The sequence below is a fragment of the Streptomyces endocoffeicus genome, from assembly GCF_016741935.1.
Classification (GTDB): Bacteria; Actinomycetota; Actinomycetes; order Streptomycetales; family Streptomycetaceae; genus Streptomyces; species Streptomyces endocoffeicus.
Genome location: NZ_JAERRG010000008.1, coordinates 419,756 through 442,036, shown reverse-complemented (window position 1 = coordinate 442,036; position 22,281 = coordinate 419,756). Strand labels below are relative to the sequence as shown.

15 protein-coding genes are annotated in these 22,281 nt (G+C 72.3%); 12 read left to right on the top strand and 3 right to left on the bottom strand.

Annotation, left to right across the window (positions count from 1 at the left end; all coding sequences use genetic code 11):
* Positions 1-56: 56 nt before the first annotated feature.
* The gene (locus JK364_RS22360; RefSeq protein WP_307841356.1) at positions 57-8,729 is read left to right on the top strand and encodes an SDR family NAD(P)-dependent oxidoreductase; all 8,673 of its coding nucleotides are present in this window, start codon (positions 57-59) and stop codon (positions 8,727-8,729) included.
* A gap of 99 nt (positions 8,730-8,828) precedes the next feature.
* On the opposite strand, the gene JK364_RS22355 is transcribed toward JK364_RS22360, so the two are convergent.
* The 3 genes from JK364_RS22355 to JK364_RS22345 form a co-directional block, all read right to left on the bottom strand.
* Positions 8,829-10,202: a YihY/virulence factor BrkB family protein gene (locus tag JK364_RS22355; RefSeq protein WP_307841355.1), complete on the bottom strand. Its 1,374-nt coding sequence runs from the start codon at positions 10,200-10,202 to the stop codon at positions 8,829-8,831.
* Positions 10,203-10,423: 221 nt separating this feature from the next.
* Positions 10,424-10,978, bottom strand: coding sequence for a hypothetical protein (locus JK364_RS22350; RefSeq protein WP_201852902.1), 555 nt, complete (start codon positions 10,976-10,978; stop codon positions 10,424-10,426).
* A gap of 193 nt (positions 10,979-11,171) precedes the next feature.
* A complete protein-coding gene (locus JK364_RS22345) occupies positions 11,172-12,365 on the bottom strand; it encodes a helix-turn-helix domain-containing protein (RefSeq protein ID WP_201852901.1) in 1,194 nt (397 codons plus the stop codon).
* Positions 12,366-12,456: 91 nt separating this feature from the next.
* Here JK364_RS22345 and JK364_RS22340 point away from each other — a divergent pair, with 91 nt between their 5' ends.
* The 11 genes from JK364_RS22340 (at position 12,457) to JK364_RS22290 (ending at position 22,262) form a co-directional block, all read left to right on the top strand.
* Complete coding sequence (locus tag JK364_RS22340) at positions 12,457-12,990, top strand: GNAT family N-acetyltransferase (RefSeq protein WP_201852900.1); 534 nt, start codon at positions 12,457-12,459, stop codon at positions 12,988-12,990.
* A gap of 92 nt (positions 12,991-13,082) precedes the next feature.
* Positions 13,083-13,166, top strand: a complete 84-nt coding sequence (locus tag JK364_RS58070) for a putative leader peptide (protein ID WP_309471194.1) — start codon at positions 13,083-13,085, stop codon at positions 13,164-13,166.
* 237 nt (positions 13,167-13,403) lie between these two features.
* Positions 13,404-15,098, top strand: a complete 1,695-nt coding sequence (locus JK364_RS22335; protein ID WP_201852899.1) for a nitrite/sulfite reductase — start codon at positions 13,404-13,406, stop codon at positions 15,096-15,098.
* Positions 15,095-15,280: a hypothetical protein gene (locus tag JK364_RS22330; RefSeq protein WP_044569154.1), complete on the top strand. Its 186-nt coding sequence runs from the start codon at positions 15,095-15,097 to the stop codon at positions 15,278-15,280. The genes JK364_RS22335 and JK364_RS22330 overlap by 4 nt, the downstream gene beginning before the upstream one ends.
* Positions 15,277-15,978, top strand: coding sequence for a phosphoadenylyl-sulfate reductase (locus tag JK364_RS22325; protein WP_201852898.1), 702 nt, complete (start codon positions 15,277-15,279; stop codon positions 15,976-15,978). The genes JK364_RS22330 and JK364_RS22325 overlap by 4 nt, the downstream gene beginning before the upstream one ends.
* Entirely contained in the window at positions 15,960-16,550 is a 591-nt protein-coding gene (cysC, locus tag JK364_RS22320; protein ID WP_201852897.1) for an adenylyl-sulfate kinase, read from the top strand. Before JK364_RS22325 ends, cysC begins: the two co-directional genes overlap by 19 nt.
* Before the next feature lie 127 nt (positions 16,551-16,677).
* Positions 16,678-17,616: a sulfate adenylyltransferase subunit CysD gene (cysD, locus tag JK364_RS22315; protein WP_201852896.1), complete on the top strand. Its 939-nt coding sequence runs from the start codon at positions 16,678-16,680 to the stop codon at positions 17,614-17,616.
* A gap of 2 nt (positions 17,617-17,618) precedes the next feature.
* A complete protein-coding gene (locus JK364_RS22310) occupies positions 17,619-19,019 on the top strand; it encodes a sulfate adenylyltransferase subunit 1 (RefSeq protein WP_201852895.1) in 1,401 nt (466 codons plus the stop codon).
* Positions 19,020-19,223: 204 nt separating this feature from the next.
* The gene (locus tag JK364_RS22300) at positions 19,224-20,381 is read left to right on the top strand and encodes an ABC transporter substrate-binding protein (protein ID WP_307841354.1); all 1,158 of its coding nucleotides are present in this window, start codon (positions 19,224-19,226) and stop codon (positions 20,379-20,381) included.
* A gap of 68 nt (positions 20,382-20,449) precedes the next feature.
* Positions 20,450-21,274 (top strand): ABC transporter ATP-binding protein, encoded by an 825-nt coding sequence (locus tag JK364_RS22295; protein WP_201852894.1) that lies wholly within the window; start codon positions 20,450-20,452, stop codon positions 21,272-21,274.
* Positions 21,261-22,262 carry an ABC transporter permease gene (locus JK364_RS22290; protein WP_230992299.1) on the top strand — a complete coding sequence of 334 codons (1,002 nt, stop codon included), beginning with the start codon at positions 21,261-21,263 and terminating at the stop codon, positions 22,260-22,262. The genes JK364_RS22295 and JK364_RS22290 overlap by 14 nt, the downstream gene beginning before the upstream one ends.
* The last annotated feature ends 19 nt before the right edge of the window (positions 22,263-22,281 follow it).

Here is a 22,281-nt window from a genome sequence, read left to right as displayed (position 1 = left end):
ACTACTGGCTTTCGGCGGCCGAGCGGGTCGGGGATCTCGCGGGCGCGGGGCTGTCTGTGGTGGGGCATCCGCTGGTGGCGGCCGGGGTGAGCATGGCCGAGGGCGGCGGGTTCGTGTTCACGGGCCGGATCTCCACCCGTACGCATCCATGGCTGGCCGACCACATGGTGCTGGACCGGGTCCTGGTGCCGGGCGCGGCCCTGCTGGAGCTCGTGCTGGGAGCCGGGCGGCACATGGGCGCCGAACGGCTGGACGAGCTCGTTCTGCACACCCCGCTGACCCTGCCGTCCGATGACACCGCCCTCGACATCCAGGTGGGCATCGACACGGCGGACGAGCGGGGCGCATGCGCCGTACGGCTGCACGCCCGGCCGCACCGCCCGGGGCAGGACGACGATCCGGCGGGCTGGGTGTGTCATGCCACGGGGACGCTGACGGCGTCCGCGTCGTCGCCCGGCGACGAGCACGACGAGCACATGGACACGGCCGCGGCCGCGGAGCCGGAGGCCCAGTGGCCGCCCAGCGGCGCGGAGCCGGTGGACATCGACGCGTTCTACGAGCGGCTGGCGGACCACGGCTATGGCTACGGCCCGGTGTTCCAGGGCGTGGGTGCCGTATGGCGCCGGGGCGAGGAGATGTTCGCCGAGGTGCGGCTGCCGGAGTCGGCCGCCGGTGACGTGGACCGGTTCGGTGTGCATCCGGCGCTGGTGGACGCGGCGTTGCAGACGCGTCTTGTGGGGCTCCTGGAGGGCGAGACGGAGCGGATGATGCCGCTGTCGTTCTCCGGGGCGCGGCTGCATGCCACGGGCGCGACCGTCGCCCGGGTGCGGATGGCGCCCACGGGGCCGGGCGGGATCTCGGTGCGGATGACGGACCTCGCCGGGCTGCCGATCCTCACCGTCGACGAGGTGGTCTCACGGCCCCTGACCGCCGACGCGCTGACGGTCGCCACCGGGACGGGCCCGGACGCGCTCTTCGAGGTCACGTGGACGCCGCTGCCCCTCCGGCCGTCCGAGGCCACGGAGCCCATGGCGGTGCTCGGCACTGCCCTGCCCGACGCCCCCGACACCCCCGACGCCCCCGTCCATGCGGACGTGGCCGCGCTCCTCGCCGCCGTACGCACCGGCACACCGCTGCCCCAGCTGGTGGTGCTGCCCGCTCTCCCGGCGCAGGCGCCGGACGGTACCGCCGACGTGCCCGCCACCGGCCGCGAGCGCCTGGCGGCCGTGCTCGCGACCGTACGGGAGTGGCTGAGCCATCCCGAACTCGACGGTGTCCGGCTGGCGTTGGTGACCCGCGGTGCGGTGGCGGCGTTCCCGGGTGAGCGGGCCGAGCTGGCGCTGGCCGGGGTGCGGGGGCTGTGGCGTTCGGTGTGCTCGGAGCACCCGGGCCGGTTCGCTCAGGTGGATCTGGACGGCGCGCCCGAGTCCACGGCGGTCCTGTCCGCCGCCTTCGCCACCGGTGAGCCCGAGCTCGTGGTGCGCGCCGGAGCGGTGTCCGTGCCACGGTTGGGCCGGGTCTCGCCGTCGGACGCCGGAATACTGGCGGCCCCCGAAGGGGCCTGGAGCCTGGACCTGAACGCCGGGGGCACCGTGGAGGGGCTGCGGCTGGTGCCCGCTCCGGGGGTCGAGGAGCCTCTGGCCCCGGGCCAGGTGCGGATCGCGGTACGCGCCACGGGCGTCAACTTCCGTGATGTCCTCGCGTCGTTGGGCGTGGTATCCAGCGGTATGCCCAGCTCTGAGCCCAGCGGTGAGGGGCTCTTCGCGGCCGAGGGCGCCGGTGTGGTGCTGGAGGTCGGCCCCGGTGTCGACGGCCTCGCGGTGGGCGACCGGGTGATGGGGCTGGTGTCGGGCGCGTATGCGGGCCCCGTGGCGGTGGCCGACGCCCGGATGGTCGTGCGGATGCCCCACGGCTGGACGTTTCCGCAGGCGGCGTCGGTGCCCGCCGCGTTCCTGACGGCGTACTACGCGCTGGTCGAGCTGGCCCGGGTGCGTGCGGGCGAGTCGGTTCTGGTGCACGCCGCCGCGGGTGGTGTGGGGATGGCGGCGGTACGGCTGGCGCGCCATCTCGGGGCCGAGGTGTACACCACCGCGAGCGAGCCGAAGTGGCCCGTGGTGCACGGCATGGGCGTTCCGGCCGAGCGGGTGGCGTCGTCGCGCACTCTGGAGTTCGCCGACCGCTTCCTGACGGCGACCGATGGCCGGGGCGTCGATGTCGTACTGAACTGTCTGGCCGGGGAGTTCATCGACGCCTCGCTGACGCTGCTGCCGCGCGGCGGCCGGTTCATCGAGATGGGCAAGACGGATGTCCGGGACGCCGATGAGGTGGCCGCGCGATGGCCGGGCGTCGGCTACCGGGCGTTCGACCTCGCCGAGGCCGGGGCGGAGCGGCTGGGTGCGATGCTGGCCCGTCTCGCCGAGCTGTTCGAGGCGGGTGTGCTGGCGCCACTGCCGGTGACGGCGTGGGACACCCGCCGGGCACGGGAGGCGTTCCGCCACGTCAGCCAGGCACGTCACACCGGGAAGGTGGTGCTCACCCCGCCCCCGCCCCGGGACGCGATCGACGGCACCGTGCTGATCACCGGTGGCACGGGGGTCATCGGCTCGGCGGTGGCCCGGCATCTGGTCGCCCGCCATGGCGTCACCGACCTCGTCCTCGTCGGCCGACGGGGCTCGGACGCCCCCGGAGCACGCGAACTCACTGCCCAGCTGGTCGAGTTGGGCGCGACGGCCCGGGTGGTGGCGTGTGATGTGTCCGACCGCGCGGCGCTGAACGCGCTGCTGGACGGCTTGCCGGGGCTGCGCGGTGTGGTGCACGCGGCCGGGGTGCTGGACGACGGTGTGGTCTCCGCGCTGACCCCCGAGCGGCTGGACACCGTGCTGCGCCCCAAGGCGGACGCGGCCTGGTATCTGCATGAGCTGACCCGGGACCGGGACCTGGCGCTGTTCGCGCTCTTCTCCTCCGCCGCCGGGGTGCTGGGCTCGGCGGGCCAGGGCAACTACGCGGCCGCCAACGCGTTTCTGGACGCCCTCGCCCGGCACCGCCGCGACCAGGGCCTGCCCGCACACGCGCTCGCCTGGGGCCTGTGGGGCGAACGCGGCGCGCTGACCGGTGGCCTGGGCGCCACCGACCTCGACCGGATGCGCCGTCAGGGCGTCCGGCCACTCACCACCGACCAGGGGCTGGCGCTCTTCGACGCGGCCATACGGGCGCCCCGCGCGCTCAGCGTTCCGGTGCGGCTGGACGTGGCCGCCCTGCGCCGCCACGGCGAGCCCGCGCCGCTGCTGCGCGGGCTGGTCCGTACGACGGCGGTCCGGCGCGGCGCCGCCAACACGGCCACGGGCGGCGGCGGGCTGCGGGATCGCCTGGCCGCGCTGCCCCCGGCGGACCGCGAGCGCACGCTGAGCGACCTCGTACGGGCCCAGGCCGCCGTGGTGCTGGGGCATACGGGCGGTGACTCGGTGGCCGGGGACCGCTCGTTCAGGGACCTGGGCTTCGACTCGCTGACCGCCGTGGAGCTGCGCAACCGGCTCGGCACGGCCACCGGGCTGCGGCTTCCGGTGACCACCGTCTTCGACCATCCGACCCCGGCCGCGCTGGTGGCCGAGCTGCTGCGGCTCCTGGCACCGGACGGCGAAACCACCGTCGTCCCCACCCTTGCGGCGGTGGCCGCCCAGGACGACGACCCGATCGCGATCGTCGGGATGAGCTGCCGCTTCCCCGGCGGGGTGCGCTCGCCCGAGGAGCTGTGGCGGCTGCTCGCGGAAGGGCGGGACGCCATCGGCCCCTTCCCCGACGACCGTGGCTGGCACGCCGAGCTGGGCCGCCCCGGCGAACCCGGGACCCATGCGCCGGCCGGTGGCTTTCTGTACGACGCGGCCGACTTCGACGCCGAGTTCTTCGGCATCTCGCCCCGTGAGGCGCTGGCCACGGACCCCCAGCAGCGGCTGCTGCTGGAGACCACATGGGAGGCGCTCGAACACGCGGGTATCGACCCCACCGCGCTGCGCGCCACCCCGACCGGGGTCTTCGCGGGGCTGATCTACGACGACTACGCCACGCGCTTCCCCGAGCAGCTGGCCGACGGCTTCGAGGGCTATCTCGGCAACGGCAGCGCGGGCAGCGTGGCCACCGGCCGGGTGGCCTACACCCTCGGGCTCGAGGGCCCGGCCATCACCGTGGACACCGCGTGCTCCTCGTCCCTGGTGGCGCTGCACCTGGCCGCGCAGGCGGTACGGCAGGGCGAATGCGGTCTCGCGGTGGCCGGTGGGGTGACGGTGATGTCGACCCCACGGCCGATCGTCGAGTTCAGCAGGGTCGGCGGGCTGGCCCCCGACGGGCGGTCCAAGGCGTTCGCAGCCGAGGCCGACGGGATGGGCTTCGCCGAGGGCGTCGGCATGCTGGTGGTCGAGCGGCTGTCCGACGCCCGCCGCAACGGCCACCGGGTGCTGGCGCTGCTCCGGGGCTCGGCGCTCAACCAGGACGGCGCTTCCAACGGCCTCACCGCGCCCAGCGGACCGGCCCAACAGCGGGTCATCCGGCAGGCGTTGGCGAACGCGGGGCTCACGGCGGCCGATGTGGACGTGGTCGAGGCGCACGGCACGGGGACATCACTGGGCGACCCGATCGAGGCACGGGCCCTGATCGCCACGTACGGCCGGGACCGGCCCGCCGACCGGCCGGTGGTGCTGGGCTCGGTGAAGTCCAACCTCGGCCACACCCAGGCGGCGGCCGGGGTCGCGGGTGTCATCAAGATGGTGCTGGCGATGCGCCATGGCGTCGTCCCCCGCACCCTGCACGTCGAACGCCCCACCGAGCGGGTGGACTGGACGGCCGGCGCGCTGCGGCTCGCCACCGAGAACGAGCCCTGGCCCTCGGCCGATGCGCCCCGGCGCGGCGCGGTGTCGTCGTTCGGGATCAGCGGCACCAACGCCCATGTGGTCCTGGAGGAGTCGCCGGACGCCGACACCGCCACCGAACCGACGCCGATGGCGGTGCCGGTGGCAGTGCCGTGGGTGCTCTCGGCGAAGAGCGCCGACAGCCTGCGCGACCAGGCCCGCCGACTGCGGGAGCGGCTGGCCGCCGAACCGGACCTGGCGCCCGTCGATGTGGCCCGCTCGCTGCTGTCCCGGGCCGTCTTCGGGCGGCGCGCCGTGGTGATCGGCCGGACCCGGGAGGACTTCCTGGACCGGCTGGCGGCGCTCGGCCGTGGCGAACCGGCCACCGGTGTGGTGCGGTGCGTGCCCACGGACCGGTCCGTGGACGCCGACCGCTCTGTGTCCGCCGACCGATCCGTGGACGCTGACCGGTCCGTGGACGCCGACCGGTCGGGGCCGGTGTTCGTGTTCCCCGGGCAGGGCTCGCAGTGGGCCGGGATGGCGGCCGAACTCCTCGACTCCTCAACGGAGTTCGCCGAGTCGTTCGACGACTGCGCCCGTGCGCTGGCCCCGCATGTCGAGTGGTCACCGCTCGATGTGGTGCGCGGGCGCCCCGGCGCGCCGTCGCTGGACCGGGTCGATGTGGTGCAGCCGGTGCTGTGGGCCGTCATGGTGTCCCTGGCACGGGTGTGGCGGTCCCATGGGGTCGAGCCCGCCGCCGTGGTGGGGCATTCCCAGGGCGAGCTGGCGGCGGCGTGTGTCGCGGGGGTGCTCTCGCTGGAGGACGCCGCCCGTATCGTCGCGCTGCGCAGCCGGCTGATCGGGGGCGAACTGGCGGGCCGGGGCGGCATGGTCTCGCTGCCCGTGCCGGTGGACGAGGCCGGGAAGCTGGTGGCGCCCTGGGGCGAGCGGATCTGCGTGGCCACCGTGAACGGGCCCGGCTCGACCGTGGTCGCCGGGGATACGGCGGCGCTGGACGAGCTGATGGCGGCGTGTGAACGGGACGGGGTGCGGGCGCGCCGTATCCCGGTGGACTACGCCTCGCACACTCCGCAGGTCGAACGGATCCGTGAGCGGCTGCTGGAGCTGGCCGCGCCCATCACACCCCGCCCCGGCGAGGTGCCGATGTACTCGACGGTGACCGGCGCCCTCCTCGACGGCGCGAGTGCCGACGCGGAGTACTGGTACCGGAACCTCCGCGAGACCGTGCGGTTCGAGCAGGCGACCCGCGCTCTGGCCGACACCGGGCACACGGTGTTCATCGAGGTGAGCCCGCACCCGGTGCTGATCCCCGGGATCGAGCAGACGGTCGAACGGACGCCACCGGGCACCTCGACGGCCGTGGTGGTGGGCACGCTGCGGCGGGACGAGGGCGGCCGGGAGCGGCTGCTCACGGCGCTCGCGGAGCTGTTCGTGGCCGGTGGCGCGGTGGCGTGGGCGACCGCGTTCGCGGGCGGGCGGCCCGTCGATCTGCCGACGTACGCGTTCCGCGCGCGGCGGTACTGGCTGGACGCGCCCGAGCACACCGGGGACGTGGGCGGCGCCGGGCTCACGGCGGTGGACCATCCGCTGCTGGCGGGGGCGGTGGCCCCGGCCGGGACCGACACGGTGCTGTTCACCGCGCGGCTGTCACAGACCACTCACCGCTGGCTCGCCGACCACGCGGTGCTGGGCGGTGTGGTGCTGCCCGGCAGTGTGTTCCTCGACTGGGCGCTGTACGCGGGACGTACGGTCGGCTGCCCGCACCTGCCCGAACTCACCCTCCAGGAGCCGCTGTTCCTCCCCGCCACCGAGGCGGCCCACCTCCAGATCCAGGTGGGCGAGCCCGATGAGGAGGGTCGGCGGGAGCTCACCGTGTACTCCCGCCGCGAGTCGGCGGCCGAGGACACGGCGGCGGGCTGGACCTGCCATGTGCGGGCCGTCGTGGCACCGGATCCGGCGGCGGGCCCGGAGGGCACCCGGGACGACGGCACCGATGCGGCCGCGTTCGCCGAAATGGCGGCCGCCTGGCCACCGCCCGGTGCCCGCGCCGTCGACCTGACGGGCTTCTACGACCGGCTGGCGTCCGAAGGCTTCGACTACGGCCCGGCCTTCCGCGGTCTGCGGTCGGCCTGGCGGCGCGACGGGGACGTCTTCGCGGAGGTGGCCCTGGGCGAGGGGGACGGTGGCGGACCCGTGGACGGCTTCGCGCTGCACCCCGCGCTGCTCGACACCGCCCTGCACGCGATCGGCCTCGGCGGGTTCTTCGACCGGGCGGAGTCGGCGGGCGCGCCGATCCGGATGCCGTTCTCCTGGACCGGTGTCCGGCCGCACTCCGCCCCGGACACCGCCCCGCCCGCCACCGTACGGGTACGGCTGTCCGCCGTCGGCCCGGATGCCATCGGTGTCCATCTCACCGGCGACGACGGTCAACCACTCGCTCATATAAGTGAGTTGACGCTGCGGCCGGTGTCCGCGGACCGGTTGCGGGCGGCCGCGGAGGAGCGTGCGGCCCGTCCCGTACGGCGCGAACGGCCGGGCCCCCGGCCGCGGGACACCGCCGCCGCCCAGCGCGTCCTGGACGCCCCGCCCGAGGGCCGGGAGCGGCTGCTGGCGAACCTCGTCCGGGAACAGCTGCGCGCGGTGCTCCACCACGAGGCGGGCGCCGAGATCGGCCAGGACGCCGAGTTCCTGGCGCTCGGCATGGACTCGGTGCGCGGGATCGATCTGCGCGACCGGCTCGCCACACTGCTCGGGCTCCGGCTGTCGGCCACGGCGACATTCGAGCACTCGACCGTGGACCGGCTCGCCGGGCACCTGGCCACCTTGGTGGACAGCCGGGCCGCCACCCGGCCGAGCGCGCCCGTGGCCGATGACACCAAGCCCCAGCAGCGGACCGCCCCCGAAACCGCGCCCGAGACCGCGCCCGAGGCCGCGCCCGAGACCGCCCCGGACGACTCCGCGCCGCCCCCGTCCGCCATCGAGCTGGAGCTGGCGAAGGCCACCGCGGCCCCGGAGTCGGACCCGTACGACAGCCTCACCACCCTCTACCACCAGGCGTACGCCAGCGGCCGGGCCCAGTCGGTGGGCATGGCGCTCATCCAGGCCGCGGGCCGGCTCCGGCCGTCCTTCACCACCGAGGGTGCCGCCGACCACATCCTCCCGCCGGTGAAGATGGCGAGTGGCGACGGCACCCGGGCCACGCTGGTGTGTCTGCCCGCCATCACCGCCACCGCCGGGCCGATCCAGTACGGGATGATGGCGCAGATGTTCGAGGGCAGGCGGGATGTCCTGTCGCTGGTCAACCCCGGTTATCTCGAAGGCGAGTTGGTGGCCGACAGCTTCGACGCCCTGATCGAACTGCACCTCCATCAGCTGCGCGCGGCCCTCGGCGCCGAGCGCTACGTCCTGGTCGGACACTCCATGGGCGGGCTGCTCGCCTACGCCCTGGCGGAGCGGGCCGAACGGGCGGGGCTGCCGCCCGGCGCGGTCGTGCTGCTCGACACCTTCGAGGCCACCCACCAGTTCTCCGAGAAGACCCACATCGCGCTGAACGAGGGCCTGGACTCCCGGGAGCAGCTGCTCGGCGACTTCGCGCTGACCGGCGCGAAGCTCTCGGCGAGCGGGCGTTACAACGCGCTGCTGATGGAGGAGTGCGCCCTGCGGCCCGCCCAGAGCCCGACGTTCTTCCTGAGCGCGGCCGAGCCCATGCCCCACCAGGACGAGGGGTTCGAGGGCGACGCCTGGCGCGCGGCCTGGCCCTTCCCGCACACCGCCCAGGCCACCCCGGGAGACCACTTCACGATCATGGAGCACCACCTCCCCGAGACCACCGAGGCCATCGAGAACTGGCTCACCGAACACGGTCTGTGACCGCGTCCGCCCCAGCCGATGCGCGGCCTCCTGCGGCTGCCGGTGCGGTTCACCCCTGTGGGGTAGGGCGGGGTAGGGCGCGGCCCGGTCAGCGCGCGGTCAGCGCACCGGGTGGTCGTCGTCCGCCGCGGTGTCGTCCGCCGCGGTGGCGTCCGCGCCGTCCGCCGCGGACCGTACCTCCGGACGCCTCGGCCCCTGCCGGGGCGTCCGGGGCTCCGCAGCCGGCTTCCCCGAGGGCGGTGTCCCCGTGGGCTGTGCCGTTCCCGAGGGCTGATCGGCGGGCCGACCGGCGGGCTTCCCGGCCTTCCCGGCGGCCTTCTCCCCCGGCTTCTCGCCCGGCTTCTCCCCCGGCTTCTCGCCCGACTTCTCCCCCGCCTCGCGCTTCGTGTGCAGCCGGGAGCGTATGTCGCCGTGCGGCAGGAACTGGGCCCAGCGCTCGGGGAACTCCGACGGCGGGGTGATCTCCGCCGCGCCGTCGTCCGCCGTACGCTGCTCCTTCGCCCGCAGCCGGGCCACCTCCTCCCGGGCGCGGGCCGCGCGCTCGGCACGCCCGGCGGCCGTGGCCACCGAGGGCCAGACCCGGTCGATCGCGGCGTTGACCGCCGCCCCGACCAGCACCGCGAAGGCGGACACCCCGATCCACAACAGCACCGCGACGGGTGCGGCCAGCGAGCCGTAGATCGTCGGGCCCTCGACCGTATGCACCAGGTAGATCCGCAGCAGGAAGCTGCCCAGCACCCATATCGCGAGCGCCACCAGCGCACCGGGAATGTCCTCCGGCCACGGCGAGCGCACCGGTACGGACACGTGGTAGAGCGTGGTGAGGAAGGCGATGGACAGCACGATCACCACCGGCCAGTACAGGACCGGTACGAGATCCCCGCTGGACGGCAGCAAGTCCACCACCGCCTCCGGCCCGATCACCATCAGCGGCAGCGCCACCGCCCCGACCACGAGCGCCACCAGATAGAGCAGGAAGGACAGCAGACGGGTCCTGACGATCCCGCGCCTCCCCTCCAGCCCGTACATGATCGTGATGGTGTCCACGAACACGTTCACCGCGCGGGAGCCGGACCACAGGGCGATGGCGAAGCCCAGCGAGATCACATCGGGCCGCCCGCCCTTGATCACATCGTCCAGCAGCGGCCGGGCGATCTCCTTGACGCCCCGGTCGGACAGCACGGTCGCGGAGGCGTCGAGGATGTTCTGCCGGATGGTGGCCACCGTGTCGGTGCTGGTCCAGGCGTCGAAGTAGCCGAGCAGCCCGATCAGGGCGAGCAGCAGCGGCGGCAGCGACAGCAGGGTGAAGAAGGCCGCTTCGGCGGCGAGCCCGGTGACCCGGTACTCCATACAGGAATTGATGGTGTCCTTCAGCAGCAGCCAGGCCATCCTGCGCTTGGACACATTGCGGTAGAGGGCGCGGGCCTTGCGGAGCCGGCCGGACGGCTTCGATGTTTCTTCTGCTGGCTGCACCTTCTCACCGTATCCGGCGCTTTCACCGCCGCTCATCCGGTGACCAGGCCGAATCCGCGCAAAAGGTCGTCGCACAGGCGTTGGCGGAGGGGATGCCGCGCCGACTCGGCACCACCCTCCGCCCGCCGGGCCCACTGTCAGTGCCGACTACAGCCATGCGCAAAGGTTGCGCCGCGTTGCAGCCGTCCGGACGGTCGGTGGGAGCGATGGAGGGCCGCGGGTCAGCAGCCTCCGCAGTTGTAGTAGGTCACGTCCCAGTGGTTGCTCTCGCGGGCGTAGACGTTGCCCGAACCGGACTTGTACTGCTGGGCGCCGTCACCGGGGCGCGGGCCGATGTTGGTGAAGGTGCGGGTGATGTAGTTGCTGAGGCAGCTGGTGGGGCTGAAGTCCAGCTTGTAGCCGTTCCAGTGGCTGTACGTACCGGAGGCGTGCCCGGTCTCCGTACCGCCGGTGATGGTGAGTGCGCAGCCGGTGGCCCCCTTCAGGGTGATGGCACCCTGCACGGTGGTCAGGTTGATCTGCTCGAACGAGGTACACGTCGGGTTGTTGCGGTCCGAGCAGCCCCCGCTGGAGGTCCAGGAGACCCCGGCGCCGCGCAGCCGGTTCGCCGCGTCGGAGTGGCTGAGCTTGGTCACCGCGGCGGCGGAGGGCGCGTCGGCGGCCACGGGGGCGCTGGGGGCGGCCGCCGCGCTCTGGGCGGTGGACACGCCGGTGGCGGCGAGGACCGCGCCACCGAGCAGGGCGCCGAGTCTGATCCGGGTGCTGGTCACAGCCATGGTCGTCTTCGTCTCCTTCGTCTGCGGATCCGTGGACCGTCGAGGACGGCGGCAGCACGATCCCAGCCCTCCGGGTCGGGCGGGCGACTCACCGGGGAAATCGGGACAGCGGGATCGGAAACCGTCCGTGAGCTGCGGGGACGGCGGGGGCTGGGATGCTCGGTGGGATGCGGGGCGGCACGGCATGCGGTGATCAGCTCTTCGATCCGGCGCGGTAGGCGCGGTCGCAGGCCTTCCAGGCGCTGAAGTCATGGGTGAGCGCCCACAGCCGATGGGCCGCGCGGATGTTCCAGTCCGGGTCCAGCGCCTGCTCCCGGGTGCCGCCCAGCTTGCGCAGCGTGCCGTCGTACAGCTGGAAGACGCCCCAGTTCCGGGTGGCGTTGGAGTTGGGCAGCGTATAGAGGGGATCGAGGTACGAGGCGCAGTCCGCGATGCCGACCGCGCGCTCGGGGTCCTCGGTGAAGACCTCGCGGATGCGCCGGGTGACCCGGTCCGGTGTCCAGGTGTCGAGCGGCTTGCCCTCGTTCTCGTAGAGCGCGCGTTTGGTCCGCTCGTCCACCGATCCGTCGGGCGTCAGCCCGCTGCGGAGCTGGAACACCACGACACGCATCTGGGTGACCGGCCCGAACGCCCCGTCGACGTCGAGCCTGCCGCCCGCGCGGGCGAGCAGCGACTGGAGCTCATGCACACACGCGCTCGACTGCCCCATGCTCACCACGACCGGGCAACGAGAGGACAGCAGCGGTCGGTCGCCCGAGGACCCGCCCGACCCGTCCGACCCGCCCGACCCGCCCGATGACGTCAGCGCCTGCCCTAACAGCGCGGCCGCCACCCCGGCGGCGGCGAACACGGCCAGGGCGAGTACGACGAGCAGTGGCCGACGACGCGGGGGCGACGCGGCGGACCCGGGCTCCGGGGCCGAGGCCGGGTCCGGGTCCGGGTCCGGAGCGGTGCGCAGGGGCTCCGGCCCGGGGCCAGGCTCCGGCCCAGGTTCCAGCTCCGGTTCCGCAGCCGCGGCCACCCCGGGCCCCGGCCCCGGCTCCGCCCCCGTCTCGGCATCCGGCTCCCCCGTCGTCTCAACCGGTGAGACAACCGACCCGCCGGCCCCGCCCCGCCCCGCCGACACCGCGGCCGGCGCCCGCGAAACCGCCCGCTTGCGCTCCGCATCGGCCAGAACCCACCGCCGATGCAGTTCCAGCAGTTCCTCACCACTGGCCCCGCACACCTTGCCGAACCGCGCGAGCACCTCGTAGTCGCCGGGCACGCTCGCCCCCGAGCAGTAGCGGTGGAGCGCCGACGCGCTCACCCCGCTGCGCGCCGCCAGCGCCGCGTAGCTGCGGTTCGTCCTCCCCTTGAGCTCGCGCAACAGCACCGCGAACTCCTCCATATCCCCGTTCCCGGACACCCCGACCCCGCCCTCCCCGCTTGAGCGATACCCGTCAAGGCGAGTCAACGGCGTCCATGGTTATCTGTCCACCATGACCATCACTGTGACCACGTGGCACCTGGAGCAGACCGCTCCGTCCGATCTCAGCCCGGCGCAGGAGCCGCCCGTCACGGCCGGGGTGCGGATCGCCCGGGCCGAGGTGCCGAGCCCCGAGTTCAGCCACTTCCTCTTCACGTCGGTGGGCTCGGATGTGTCGTGGACCGACCGGCTGGTGTGGTCGCGGGAGGCGTGGGAGGAGTATCTGCACCGGCCCGGTGTGGAGACCTGGGTGGCGTACGAGCGCGGGACCCCGGCCGGGTACATCGAGCTGGAGGGTCAGGACGAGGGCGTGGTGGAGGTCGTGTACTTCGGCCTGCTGCCCGCCTTCCGGGGCCGCCGCATCGGCGGGCATCTGCTGACCTGGGGGGCGTCCCGCGCCTGGGACCTGGCCGAGCGCTGGCCGGACCGGGTGCCGACCAAGCGGGTGTGGCTGCACACCTGCAGCAAGGACGGGCCGTACGCGCTGGACAACTACCGCCGCCGGGGCTTCCGGGTGTTCGACGTCAAGACCGCGGACGAGGAGTGACCAACACCACAGCGTCTTGCATTTCGAGACAGATTCGTCCGCATAGTGGATAAAGGTGGACTCGTCAGAGACCACCATGCGACGCTTCCATCATGTCTCGAGCTGGAATTGCCTTGGTGAGTCGACGCCACGTCGACCTCGGCCGCATGTCCAGCGCGATCTGTCCGGCGGGCTGACCCGCACCTCGACAGGGCCGTCAGCAAGGCCCCGGGCAGCATCACCACATCTCGCACCAGCACATCTTCCGCACGCCCCCGACGACGTGGGCGAGCGCGCACGCCTCGACACTCCCCGCCGCATCTCGCACCGGTCACCGCCGTACACCCCTGCCCGCCTGCGCATGCGCAGGTCAGACGGTGCGCGCCAACGTACTTCCCGCCGCACCAGAGTCGCATCGAAGGACATACACCGCCATGGCTGCCACCCCGGAACGCGCAAGCGCTACGCCCCGCCGCAAGGCCGGACGCCACCGCGGCGAAGGCCAGTGGGCCGCGGGGCACTTCACCCCCCTCAACGGCAACGAGCAGACCAAGAAGGACGATGACGGTCTCAATGTGCGGACACGCATTGAGACGATCTACGCCCACCGCGGCTTCGACTCCATCGACGGCGCCGATCTGCGCGGCCGGATGCGCTGGTGGGGTCTTTACACCCAGCGCAAGCCCGGGATCGACGGCGGCAAGACCGCGATCCTGGAGCCGGAGGAGCTGGACGACGAGTACTTCATGATGCGGGTGCGGGTGGACGGCGGCCGGCTGACCACCGAGCAGCTGCGGGTGGTCGGCGAGATCTCGGAGGAGTTCGCGCGCGGCACCGCGGACATCACCGACCGGCAGAACGTCCAGTACCACTGGATCCGGATCGAGGACGTGCCCGAGATCTGGAAGCGGCTGGAGGCCGTCGGGCTGTCCACCACCGAGGCGTGCGGTGACACCCCGCGTGTGATCGTCGGCTCGCCGGTGGCGGGGATCGCCGAGGACGAGATCATCGACGGCACCTCCGCCATCGACGAGATCCACCGGCGCTACATCGGCAGCAAGGAGTTCTCCAACCTGCCGCGGAAGTTCAAGACCGCGGTCTCCGGCTCGCCGGTGCTCGACGTGGTGCACGAGATCAACGACGTCGCGTTCGTCGGCGTCCGCCACCCCGAGCACGGCCCCGGCTTCGACCTGTGGGTCGGCGGCGGACTCTCCACCAACCCCAAGATCGGCGTCCGGCTCGGCGCCTGGGTCCCGCTGGAGGACGTCCCGGAGGTCTGGGCCGGTGTCGTCTCCATCTTCCGCGACTACGGCTACCGGCGGCTGCGCACCCGCGCCCGGCTGAAGTTCCTGGTCGCCGACTGGGGCCCGGAAAAGTTCCGCCAGGTGCTGGAGGACGAGTACCTGAAGCGTCCGCTGTCCGACGGCCCGGCTCCCGAGCAGCCCGTCCAGCAGTGGCGTGACCACATCGGAGTGCACCGCCAGCAGGACGGCCGCTACTACGTCGGCTTCGCGCCGCGCGTCGGGCGGGTGGACGGCGCCACCCTCACCAAGATCGCCGACCTGGCCGAGGCGCATGGCTCCGGGCGGCTGACCACCACCGTCGAGCAGAAGATGATCGTGCTCGATGTGACCGAGGACCAGGTGGAGTCGCTGGTCGCCGGGCTGGAGGCGCTGGACCTCCAGGTCAAGCCGTCCCCGTTCCGGCGCGGCACGATGGCCTGCACCGGTATCGAGTTCTGCAAGCTGGCGATCGTCGAGACCAAGGCGCGCGGCTCCTGGCTCATCGATGAGCTGGAGCGCCGGCTGCCCGAGTTCAACGAGCCGATCACCATCAACCTCAACGGCTGCCCGAACGCCTGCGCCCGTATCCAGGTGGCGGACATCGGTCTCAAGGGCCAGCTGGTCATGGACGACGACGGCCGGCAGGTCGAGGGCTACCAGGTGCACCTGGGCGGCGCCCTGGGCCTGGAGCCGGGCTTCGGCCGCAAGGTGCGCGGGCTGAAGGTCACCGCCGCCGAGCTCCCCGACTATGTGGAGCGGCTGCTGCGCCGCTTCCAGGAGGAGCGCGAGGACGGCGAGCGCTTCGCCACCTGGGCCGCACGGGCCAAGGAGGAGGCCCTCACATGAGCGAGCGTGCCGCGCCGTTCTACTGCCCTTACTGCGGGGACGAGGATCTGCGTCCCTCGGAGGAGGGCCATGGCGCGTGGGAATGCGCGTCCTGCAACCGCGCGTTCCGCCTGTCGTTCCTCGGGCTGCTGGCCAAGGGCCTGCGGCACGACCCGATCGATGAAGGGGGCACGGCGATATGACGACACGGCTTGAGGACACCGATCTCGAAGGGCTCGCCGAGAAGGCGGGCCACGAGCTCGAGGACGCCTCGGCGCTGGACATCCTGCGCTGGGCGGCGGACACCTTCGGATCGCGTTTCTGCGTCACCTCCTCGATGGAGGACGCGGTGGTGGCGCATCTGGCCTCCCGCGCGTTCCCCGGTGTGGATGTGGTCTTCCTCGACACCGGCTACCACTTCCCCGAGACCATCGGCACCCGTGACGCGGTGGCGGCCGTGATGGACGTCAATGTCATCACCCTGACCCCGCGCCGGACGGTGGCCGAGCAGGACGCCGAGTACGGCCCCCGGCTGCACGACCGCGACCCCGACCTGTGCTGCGCCCTGCGGAAGGTGCAGCCGCTCGAGGAGGGGTTGCGGGAGTACGACGCCTGGGCCACGGGGCTGCGCCGGGACGAATCGCCAACTCGCGCCGATACCCCGGTCGTTGGCTGGGACGCACGGCGCCGTAAGGTGAAGATCTCGCCGATCGCCCGCTGGACGCAAGCGGATGTCGAGGCCTATGTCGCCGAGCACGGTGTGCTGACCAACCCCCTGCTGATGGACGGCTATCCGTCGATAGGCTGCGCGCCCTGCACCCGTCGGGTTCTGGAGGGCGAGGACATCCGGTCCGGCCGCTGGGCGGGGAGCAACAAGACCGAATGCGGGCTGCACGGCTGATGGCTGTCGACCAGGAGAACGAGATGAGCGCCCCCACGACCACCGGTGCCACGGTGTGGCTGACCGGTCTGCCGAGCGCGGGAAAGACCACGATCGCCTATGCGCTGGCCGAGCGGCTGCGCGGTGAGGGCCGCCGGGTGGAGGTGCTCGACGGGGACGAGATCCGCGAGTTCCTCTCCTCGGGCCTGGGGTTCTCCCGCGAGGACCGGCACACCAACGTCCAGCGGATCGGCTTCGTGTCCGAGCTGTTGGCCTCCCACGGGGTCACGGTGCTGGTGCCGGTCATCGCCCCGTACGGGGACAGCCGGGAGGCGGTGCGCAAGCGCCACCAGCGCGAGGGCACCCCGTATCTGGAGGTGCACGTGGCCACGCCCGTTGAGGTGTGCTCCGAGCGGGACGTCAAGGGGCTGTACGCGAAGCAGGCGGCGGGCGAGCTTTCGGGTCTGACCGGTGTGGACGACCCCTACGAGGCCCCTGCCGACCCGGATCTGCGCATCGAAACCCACAGGAACAGCGTGCAGGAGTCGGCGGCCGAGGTGCGGTTGCTGTTGAGTGAAAGGGGACTGCTGTGAGTCACGTACGCGCGGCCACCGCGTCCCGGGCCACGGCGCTCCCCGCATCCGGGCGCCGGCCCATGGCGATCCCTGCCGATATGACGGGAAGCTACTACCGCAGCCGAGCGAACGAAAGGGGCGCGGCATGACGACCGTGACGGCGATCAACGCGGGCGAGGGCGCGGGCCTGTACGCGCTCGCGCACCTGGACGCGTTGGAGTCCGAGGCGGTGCACATCTTCCGCGAGGTGGCGGGCGAGTTCGAGCGGCCGGTGATCCTTTTCTCCGGCGGCAAGGACTCCATCGTCATGCTGCATCTCGCGCTCAAGGCGTTCGCCCCGGCGACGGTTCCGTTCTCGCTGCTGCACGTGGACACCGGGCATAACTTCCCCGAGGTCATCGCCTATCGGGACGCCACCGTCGCCCGGCACGGGCTGCGGCTGCACGTGGCCTCGGTCCAGGAGTTCATCGACGACGGCCGGCTGCGCGAGCGCCCGGACGGCACCCGCAATCCGCTGCAGACCGTGCCGCTGCTGGACGCCATCGAGAAGAACCGCTTCGACGCGGTCTTCGGCGGTGGCCGCCGGGACGAGGAGAAGGCCCGCGCCAAGGAGCGGGTGTTCTCCCTCCGGGACGAGTTCGGCGGCTGGGACCCGCGGCGGCAGCGCCCCGAGCTGTGGCAGCTCTACAACGGCCGCCACTCCCCCGGTGAACACGTCCGGGTCTTCCCGCTGTCCAACTGGACCGAGCTGGACGTATGGCAGTACATCGCCCGGGAGAAGATCGACCTGCCGCAGATCTACTACGCGCACGAGCGCGAGGTCTTCCGGCGCGCCGGCATGTGGCTGGCGCCCGGTGAGTGGGGCGGTCCGAAGGACGACGAGACCGTGGAGCGGCGCATGGTGCGCTACCGCACCGTGGGCGACATGTCCTGCACCGGTGCCGTGGAGTCGGACGCGGTGAGCATCGAGCAGGTCATCGATGAGATAGCCGCCTCCCGGCTGACCGAGCGGGGTGCGACCCGCGCCGACGACAAACTGTCGGAGGCCGCGATGGAGGACCGCAAGCGCGAGGGGTATTTCTAACGATGACGAGCAATCTGACGTCCGAGGAGCAGGCCGCGGCGGCCGCCGTGGAGCGGTCCGCGGCCACCTCACAGCTGCGGTTCGCCACCGCGGGCTCGGTCGACGACGGTAAGTCCACGCTGGTCGGGCGGCTGCTGCACGACTCCAAGTCGGTGCTGGCCGATCAGCTGGAGGCCGTGGAGCACGCCTCGCGCAGCCGTGGCCAGGAGGCGCCGGACCTGGCGCTGCTGACGGACGGGCTGCGGGCGGAGCGGGAGCAGGGCATCACCATCGATGTCGCCTACCGCTACTTCGCCACGCCCAAGCGGCGGTTTATCCTCGCCGACACCCCCGGCCATGTGCAGTACACCCGCAACATGGTCACCGGCGCCTCCACCGCCGAACTCGCGGTCGTCCTGGTGGACGCGCGCAACGGCGTGGTGGAGCAGACCCGGCGGCATGCCGCGGTCGCCGCCCTGCTGCGGGTCCCGCATGTGGTCCTCGCCGTCAACAAGATGGACCTGGTGGACTACGCGGAGCCGGTCTTCGCGGCCATCGCCGAGGAGTTCACGACCTACGCGGCCTCGCTGGGCGTCCCCGCCTGGGGGTCTGGGGGGAACCCCCAGGAAAACCGGTGTACCGCCATCCCGATCTCGGCGCTGGCCGGGGACAATGTGGTGACCGCGTCGGCGAACATGGACTGGTACGGCGGCCCGACCGTGCTGGAGCACCTGGAGACCGTGCCGGTGGGCACCGACCCGTCCCAGGACCCGGCGCGTTTCCCGGTGCAGTACGTGATCCGTCCGCAGACCGCCGAGCACCCCGACTACCGCGGCTACGCGGGCCAGATCGCCTCCGGTGTGCTGCGCGTCGGCGACGCCGTCACCGTGCTGCCGTCCGGCCGGACATCCACCATCACCGGGATCGACGCGCTGGGCGCGATGGTGGACGTGGCGTGGGCCCCGCAGTCGGTGACCCTCACCCTCGCCGACGACCTGGACATCTCGCGCGGGGATCTGCTCGCGCCGAGCGACCACGCGCCCGAGACCACGCGGGACGTCGAGGCCACCGTCTGCCATCTGCACGACCGTCCGCTGCGGGTGGGCGACCGGGTGCTGCTCAAGCACACCACCCGCACGGTGAAGGCGATCATCAAGGACATCCCGTCGCGGCTGACGCTGGCCGATCTGTCGCACCACCCGGCGCCGGGTGAGCTGGCCGCCAATGACATCGGCCGGGTCGTGCTGCGTACCTCCGAGCCGCTGGCGCTGGACGCGTACGACGCCTCGCGCCGCACGGGCTCCTTCCTGCTGATCGACCCGGCCGACGGCACCACGCTCACCGCCGCGATGGCGGGCGACTCCTTCGCGGCACCGGCCAAGGGTGCCGAGGCCGCGCGGGACGACGAGGGATGGGAATTCTGACGATGGCCGGTGAGGTGTTCTCGACATTCGCCAAGGAGGGCGGCCGCGTGGGCAGCGGGGCGCTCGGCAGCGGGCAGGGCGGGGTCGGACGATGTGTGCGCTGATGCCGCAGTCCGCCCCTGTCCACCAGCACCGCCGCCGAAAGCCGTCTGAACCGCCGGGCGTCCTCTGACGCCGCCCCGGCCCGTCGAGAGGAACACCCCCGTGTCGTCTGCCGTCCGCCCCATAGCTCCGCGACCAGCCACGCGCCCCCACCGCCGCACCCGGATCCTGGCGGCGGCGGCCGTCCTCCCCTTGTTGATGGGCGCGCTGGGCGCCTGCGGCTACGGCTCGGAGAAGAAGAACGACGACACCGGATCCTCGGCGGTCCCCGCGGCCGGCGGTGCGAAGGTCGACGGTCTGGACAAGGTGAAGGTCGGCTACTTCGCCAACCTCACCCACGCCACCGCGCTGGTGGGGCTGCGCAAGGGCGGCCCGATCCAGCAGGAGCTCAAGGGCACGAAGGTCGCGCCGTACGTCTTCAACGCCGGGCCGTCGGAGATCGAGGCGCTCAACGCGGGCTCCATCGACATGGGCTGGATCGGCCCGTCGCCGTCCATCAACGGCTATGTGAAGTCCCACGGCTCCAACCTCAAGATCATCTCGGGGTCGGTCTCGGGCGGTGTCAAGCTCGTGGTCAACCCGAAGAAGATCAAGACGCTGAACGACGTCAAGGGCAAGAAGATCGCCACCCCGCAGCTGGGCAACACCCAGGACGTGGCGTTCCTCAACTGGGTCAAGAGCAAGGGCTGGAAGGTCGACGCCCAGAGCGGCAAGGGCGATGTGTCGGTGGTCCGCAGCGACAACAAGGTGACACCCGACGCGTACAAGTCCGGTGCCATCGACGGCGCGTGGGTGCCCGAGCCGACCGCGTCCAAGCTGGTCGCCGACGGCGGCAAGGTGCTGCTGGACGAGTCCTCGCTGTGGCCGGACAAGAAGTTCGTCATCACCAACCTGATCGTGAAGCAGTCGTTCCTCAAGGAGCATCCGAAGGTCGTCGAGGCCGTGCTGCGCGGCTCGGTGAAGACCAACGCCTTCATCAAGGCCAACCCCGAGCAGGCGAAGAACGCGGCCAACGCGGCGCTCAAGGAAGAAACCGGCAAGCCGCTGCCCGCCGAGGTGATCGACCCGGCGTGGAAGTCCATCCAGGTCACCGACGACCCCCTGGCCTCGACGCTGAACACCGAGGCCGACCACGCGGTCCAGGCGGGGCTTCTGGAGAAGCCCGATCTCAAGGGGATCTACGACCTGGGCCCGCTGAACAAGGTCCTCAAGGCCGAGGGCAAGCCGACCGTCTCCGCCGCGGGCCTCGGCAGCCAGTAGGCGCCCGCCCGTCCCGTACGCACCGTACGCATGTACACGCATGTACGCATCCATCAGGAGGTGACCGGATGTCCCCGGCACTGACCACCGAGAAGGACGACCGGGCGAGCACCACCACGGCGGGCTCCCCCGGCCCCGCCGGCTCCGCCGGGTCCGTATCGATCACCCGCGTCCACAAGGCCTTCGGCCGTCCCGGCGCGGCCCAGCCCGTGCTCGAGGACATCAACCTCCAGGTGCGGCCCGGCGAGTTCGTCTGCATCCTGGGGGCTTCCGGCTGCGGCAAGTCCACACTGCTCAATCTGATCGCCGACCTGGACAAGCCGTCCTCGGGGGCCATCGAGGTCCCCGGCGGCCGGCCGGCCCTGATGTTCCAGGAGCACGCCCTGTTCCCGTGGCTGACCGCGGGGAAGAACATCGAGCTGGCGCTGCGGCTGCGCGGTGTACCGCGCGCCGACCGCAGGCCGCGGGCCGAGCGGCTGCTGGAGCTGGTGCGGCTCAGCGGCGCCTACGGCAAGCGGGTGCACGAGCTCTCCGGCGGGATGCGGCAGCGCGTGGCGCTGGCCCGCGCGCTGGCGCAGGACTCCAGCGTGCTGCTGATGGACGAGCCGTTCGCCGCGCTCGACGCCATCACCCGCGATGTGCTGCACGAGGAGCTGACCCGGATCTGGAGCGAGACCGGCGTCTCGGTGCTGTTCGTGACCCACAACGTCCGCGAGGCCGTCCGGCTGGCCGAGCGCGTGGTGCTGCTGTCCTCCCGGCCGGGGCGGGTCGTCCGCGAGTGGTCGGTGGACATGCCGCAGCCGCGCCGCATCGAGGACGCGGCCGTCGCCGACCTGTCCGTTGAGATCACCGAAGAACTGCGTGGGGAGATCCGCCGCCATGGCCAGCAGTAAGACCACCCGCGGCACCGCGATCGAGGAAGCCGACGGCGGGAAGCAGCCCATGGAGAAGTCCACGGCCAAGTCCGCGGAGAACTCCACGGAGAAGTCCACGGAGAAGTCCACGGGCAAGGCGGGTCCGGGGCAGGACCTGGCGGGCCTGGAGGCCGGTCTGGACGCCCTGGACGCGGTGCAGATCAAGCGGGTCTCACCGGTCGAGGTGCTGGTCCAGAAGGTGCTGCCGCCCATCGTGGCCGTCGCCTTCGTCCTGGCCCTGTGGAAGGTGCTCGTCGTCGCGAAGGTCACCCCCGACTACAAGCTCCCCGACCCGGGGCTGGTCTGGGACTCGCTGCGCCAGCTGTGGCTCCAGGGCGAGCTGCTCGACATCATCTGGACCAGCGTCTCGCGCGGTCTGTTCGGCTTCCTCATCGCGCTGGCCATCGCGACCCCGCTGGGTCTGGTCGTCGCCCGGGTGAAGTTCATCCGCGCCGGGCTCGGCCCGATCCTGTCCGGGCTGCAGTCGCTGCCGTCGGTCGCCTGGGTGCCGCCCGCGGTGATCTGGCTGGGCCTGAACGACCAGATGATGTACACCGTCATCCTGCTGGGCGCGGTCCCCTCCATCGCCAACGGGCTGGTGGCCGGCATCGACCAGGTGCCCCCGCTGTTCCTCCGCGCCGGACGCACCCTCGGCGCCCGCGGCCTGGTCAGCGCCCGGCACATCCTGCTGCCCGCCGCGCTGCCCGGTTACGTCGCCGGGCTCAAGCAGGGCTGGGCCTTCTCCTGGCGCTCGCTGATGGCCGCCGAGATCATCGCCAAGTCCCCGGACCTGGGCCTGGGTCTTGGCCAGTACCTGGAGAACCAGCGCAACAACTCCGATATGGCGGGGGTCCTCCTCGGCATCCTCCTGATCCTCGTGGTCGGCATCGCCATCGAGCTGCTGATCTTCGCCCCGATCGAGCGCCGAGTGCTGCGCAGCCGCGGCCTGCTGGCGAGCGCGCGCTGACCGAAGACCACTGAACGAA

What these genes read in the sequence shown, in the direction of transcription:
- JK364_RS22325 (WP_201852898.1), top strand. Translation starts at nt 15,277, where the DNA reads ATGACGACACGGCTTGAGGACACCGATCTCGAAGGGCTCGCCGAGAAG.
- JK364_RS22345 (WP_201852901.1), bottom strand. Translation starts at nt 12,365, where the DNA reads ATGGAGGAGTTCGCGGTGCTGTTGCGCGAGCTCAAGGGGAGGACGAAC.
- JK364_RS22350 (WP_201852902.1), bottom strand. Translation starts at nt 10,978, where the DNA reads ATGGCTGTGACCAGCACCCGGATCAGACTCGGCGCCCTGCTCGGTGGC.
- cysC (WP_201852897.1), top strand. Translation starts at nt 15,960, where the DNA reads ATGCGGGCTGCACGGCTGATGGCTGTCGACCAGGAGAACGAGATGAGC.
- JK364_RS22310 (WP_201852895.1), top strand. Translation starts at nt 17,619, where the DNA reads ATGACGAGCAATCTGACGTCCGAGGAGCAGGCCGCGGCGGCCGCCGTG.
- JK364_RS22340 (WP_201852900.1), top strand. Translation starts at nt 12,457, where the DNA reads ATGACCATCACTGTGACCACGTGGCACCTGGAGCAGACCGCTCCGTCC.
- cysD (WP_201852896.1), top strand. Translation starts at nt 16,678, where the DNA reads ATGACGACCGTGACGGCGATCAACGCGGGCGAGGGCGCGGGCCTGTAC.
- JK364_RS22295 (WP_201852894.1), top strand. Translation starts at nt 20,450, where the DNA reads ATGTCCCCGGCACTGACCACCGAGAAGGACGACCGGGCGAGCACCACC.
- JK364_RS58070 (WP_309471194.1), top strand. Translation starts at nt 13,083, where the DNA reads ATGTCTCGAGCTGGAATTGCCTTGGTGAGTCGACGCCACGTCGACCTC.
- JK364_RS22290 (WP_230992299.1), top strand. Translation starts at nt 21,261, where the DNA reads ATGGCCAGCAGTAAGACCACCCGCGGCACCGCGATCGAGGAAGCCGAC.
- JK364_RS22330 (WP_044569154.1), top strand. Translation starts at nt 15,095, where the DNA reads ATGAGCGAGCGTGCCGCGCCGTTCTACTGCCCTTACTGCGGGGACGAG.
- JK364_RS22335 (WP_201852899.1), top strand. Translation starts at nt 13,404, where the DNA reads ATGGCTGCCACCCCGGAACGCGCAAGCGCTACGCCCCGCCGCAAGGCC.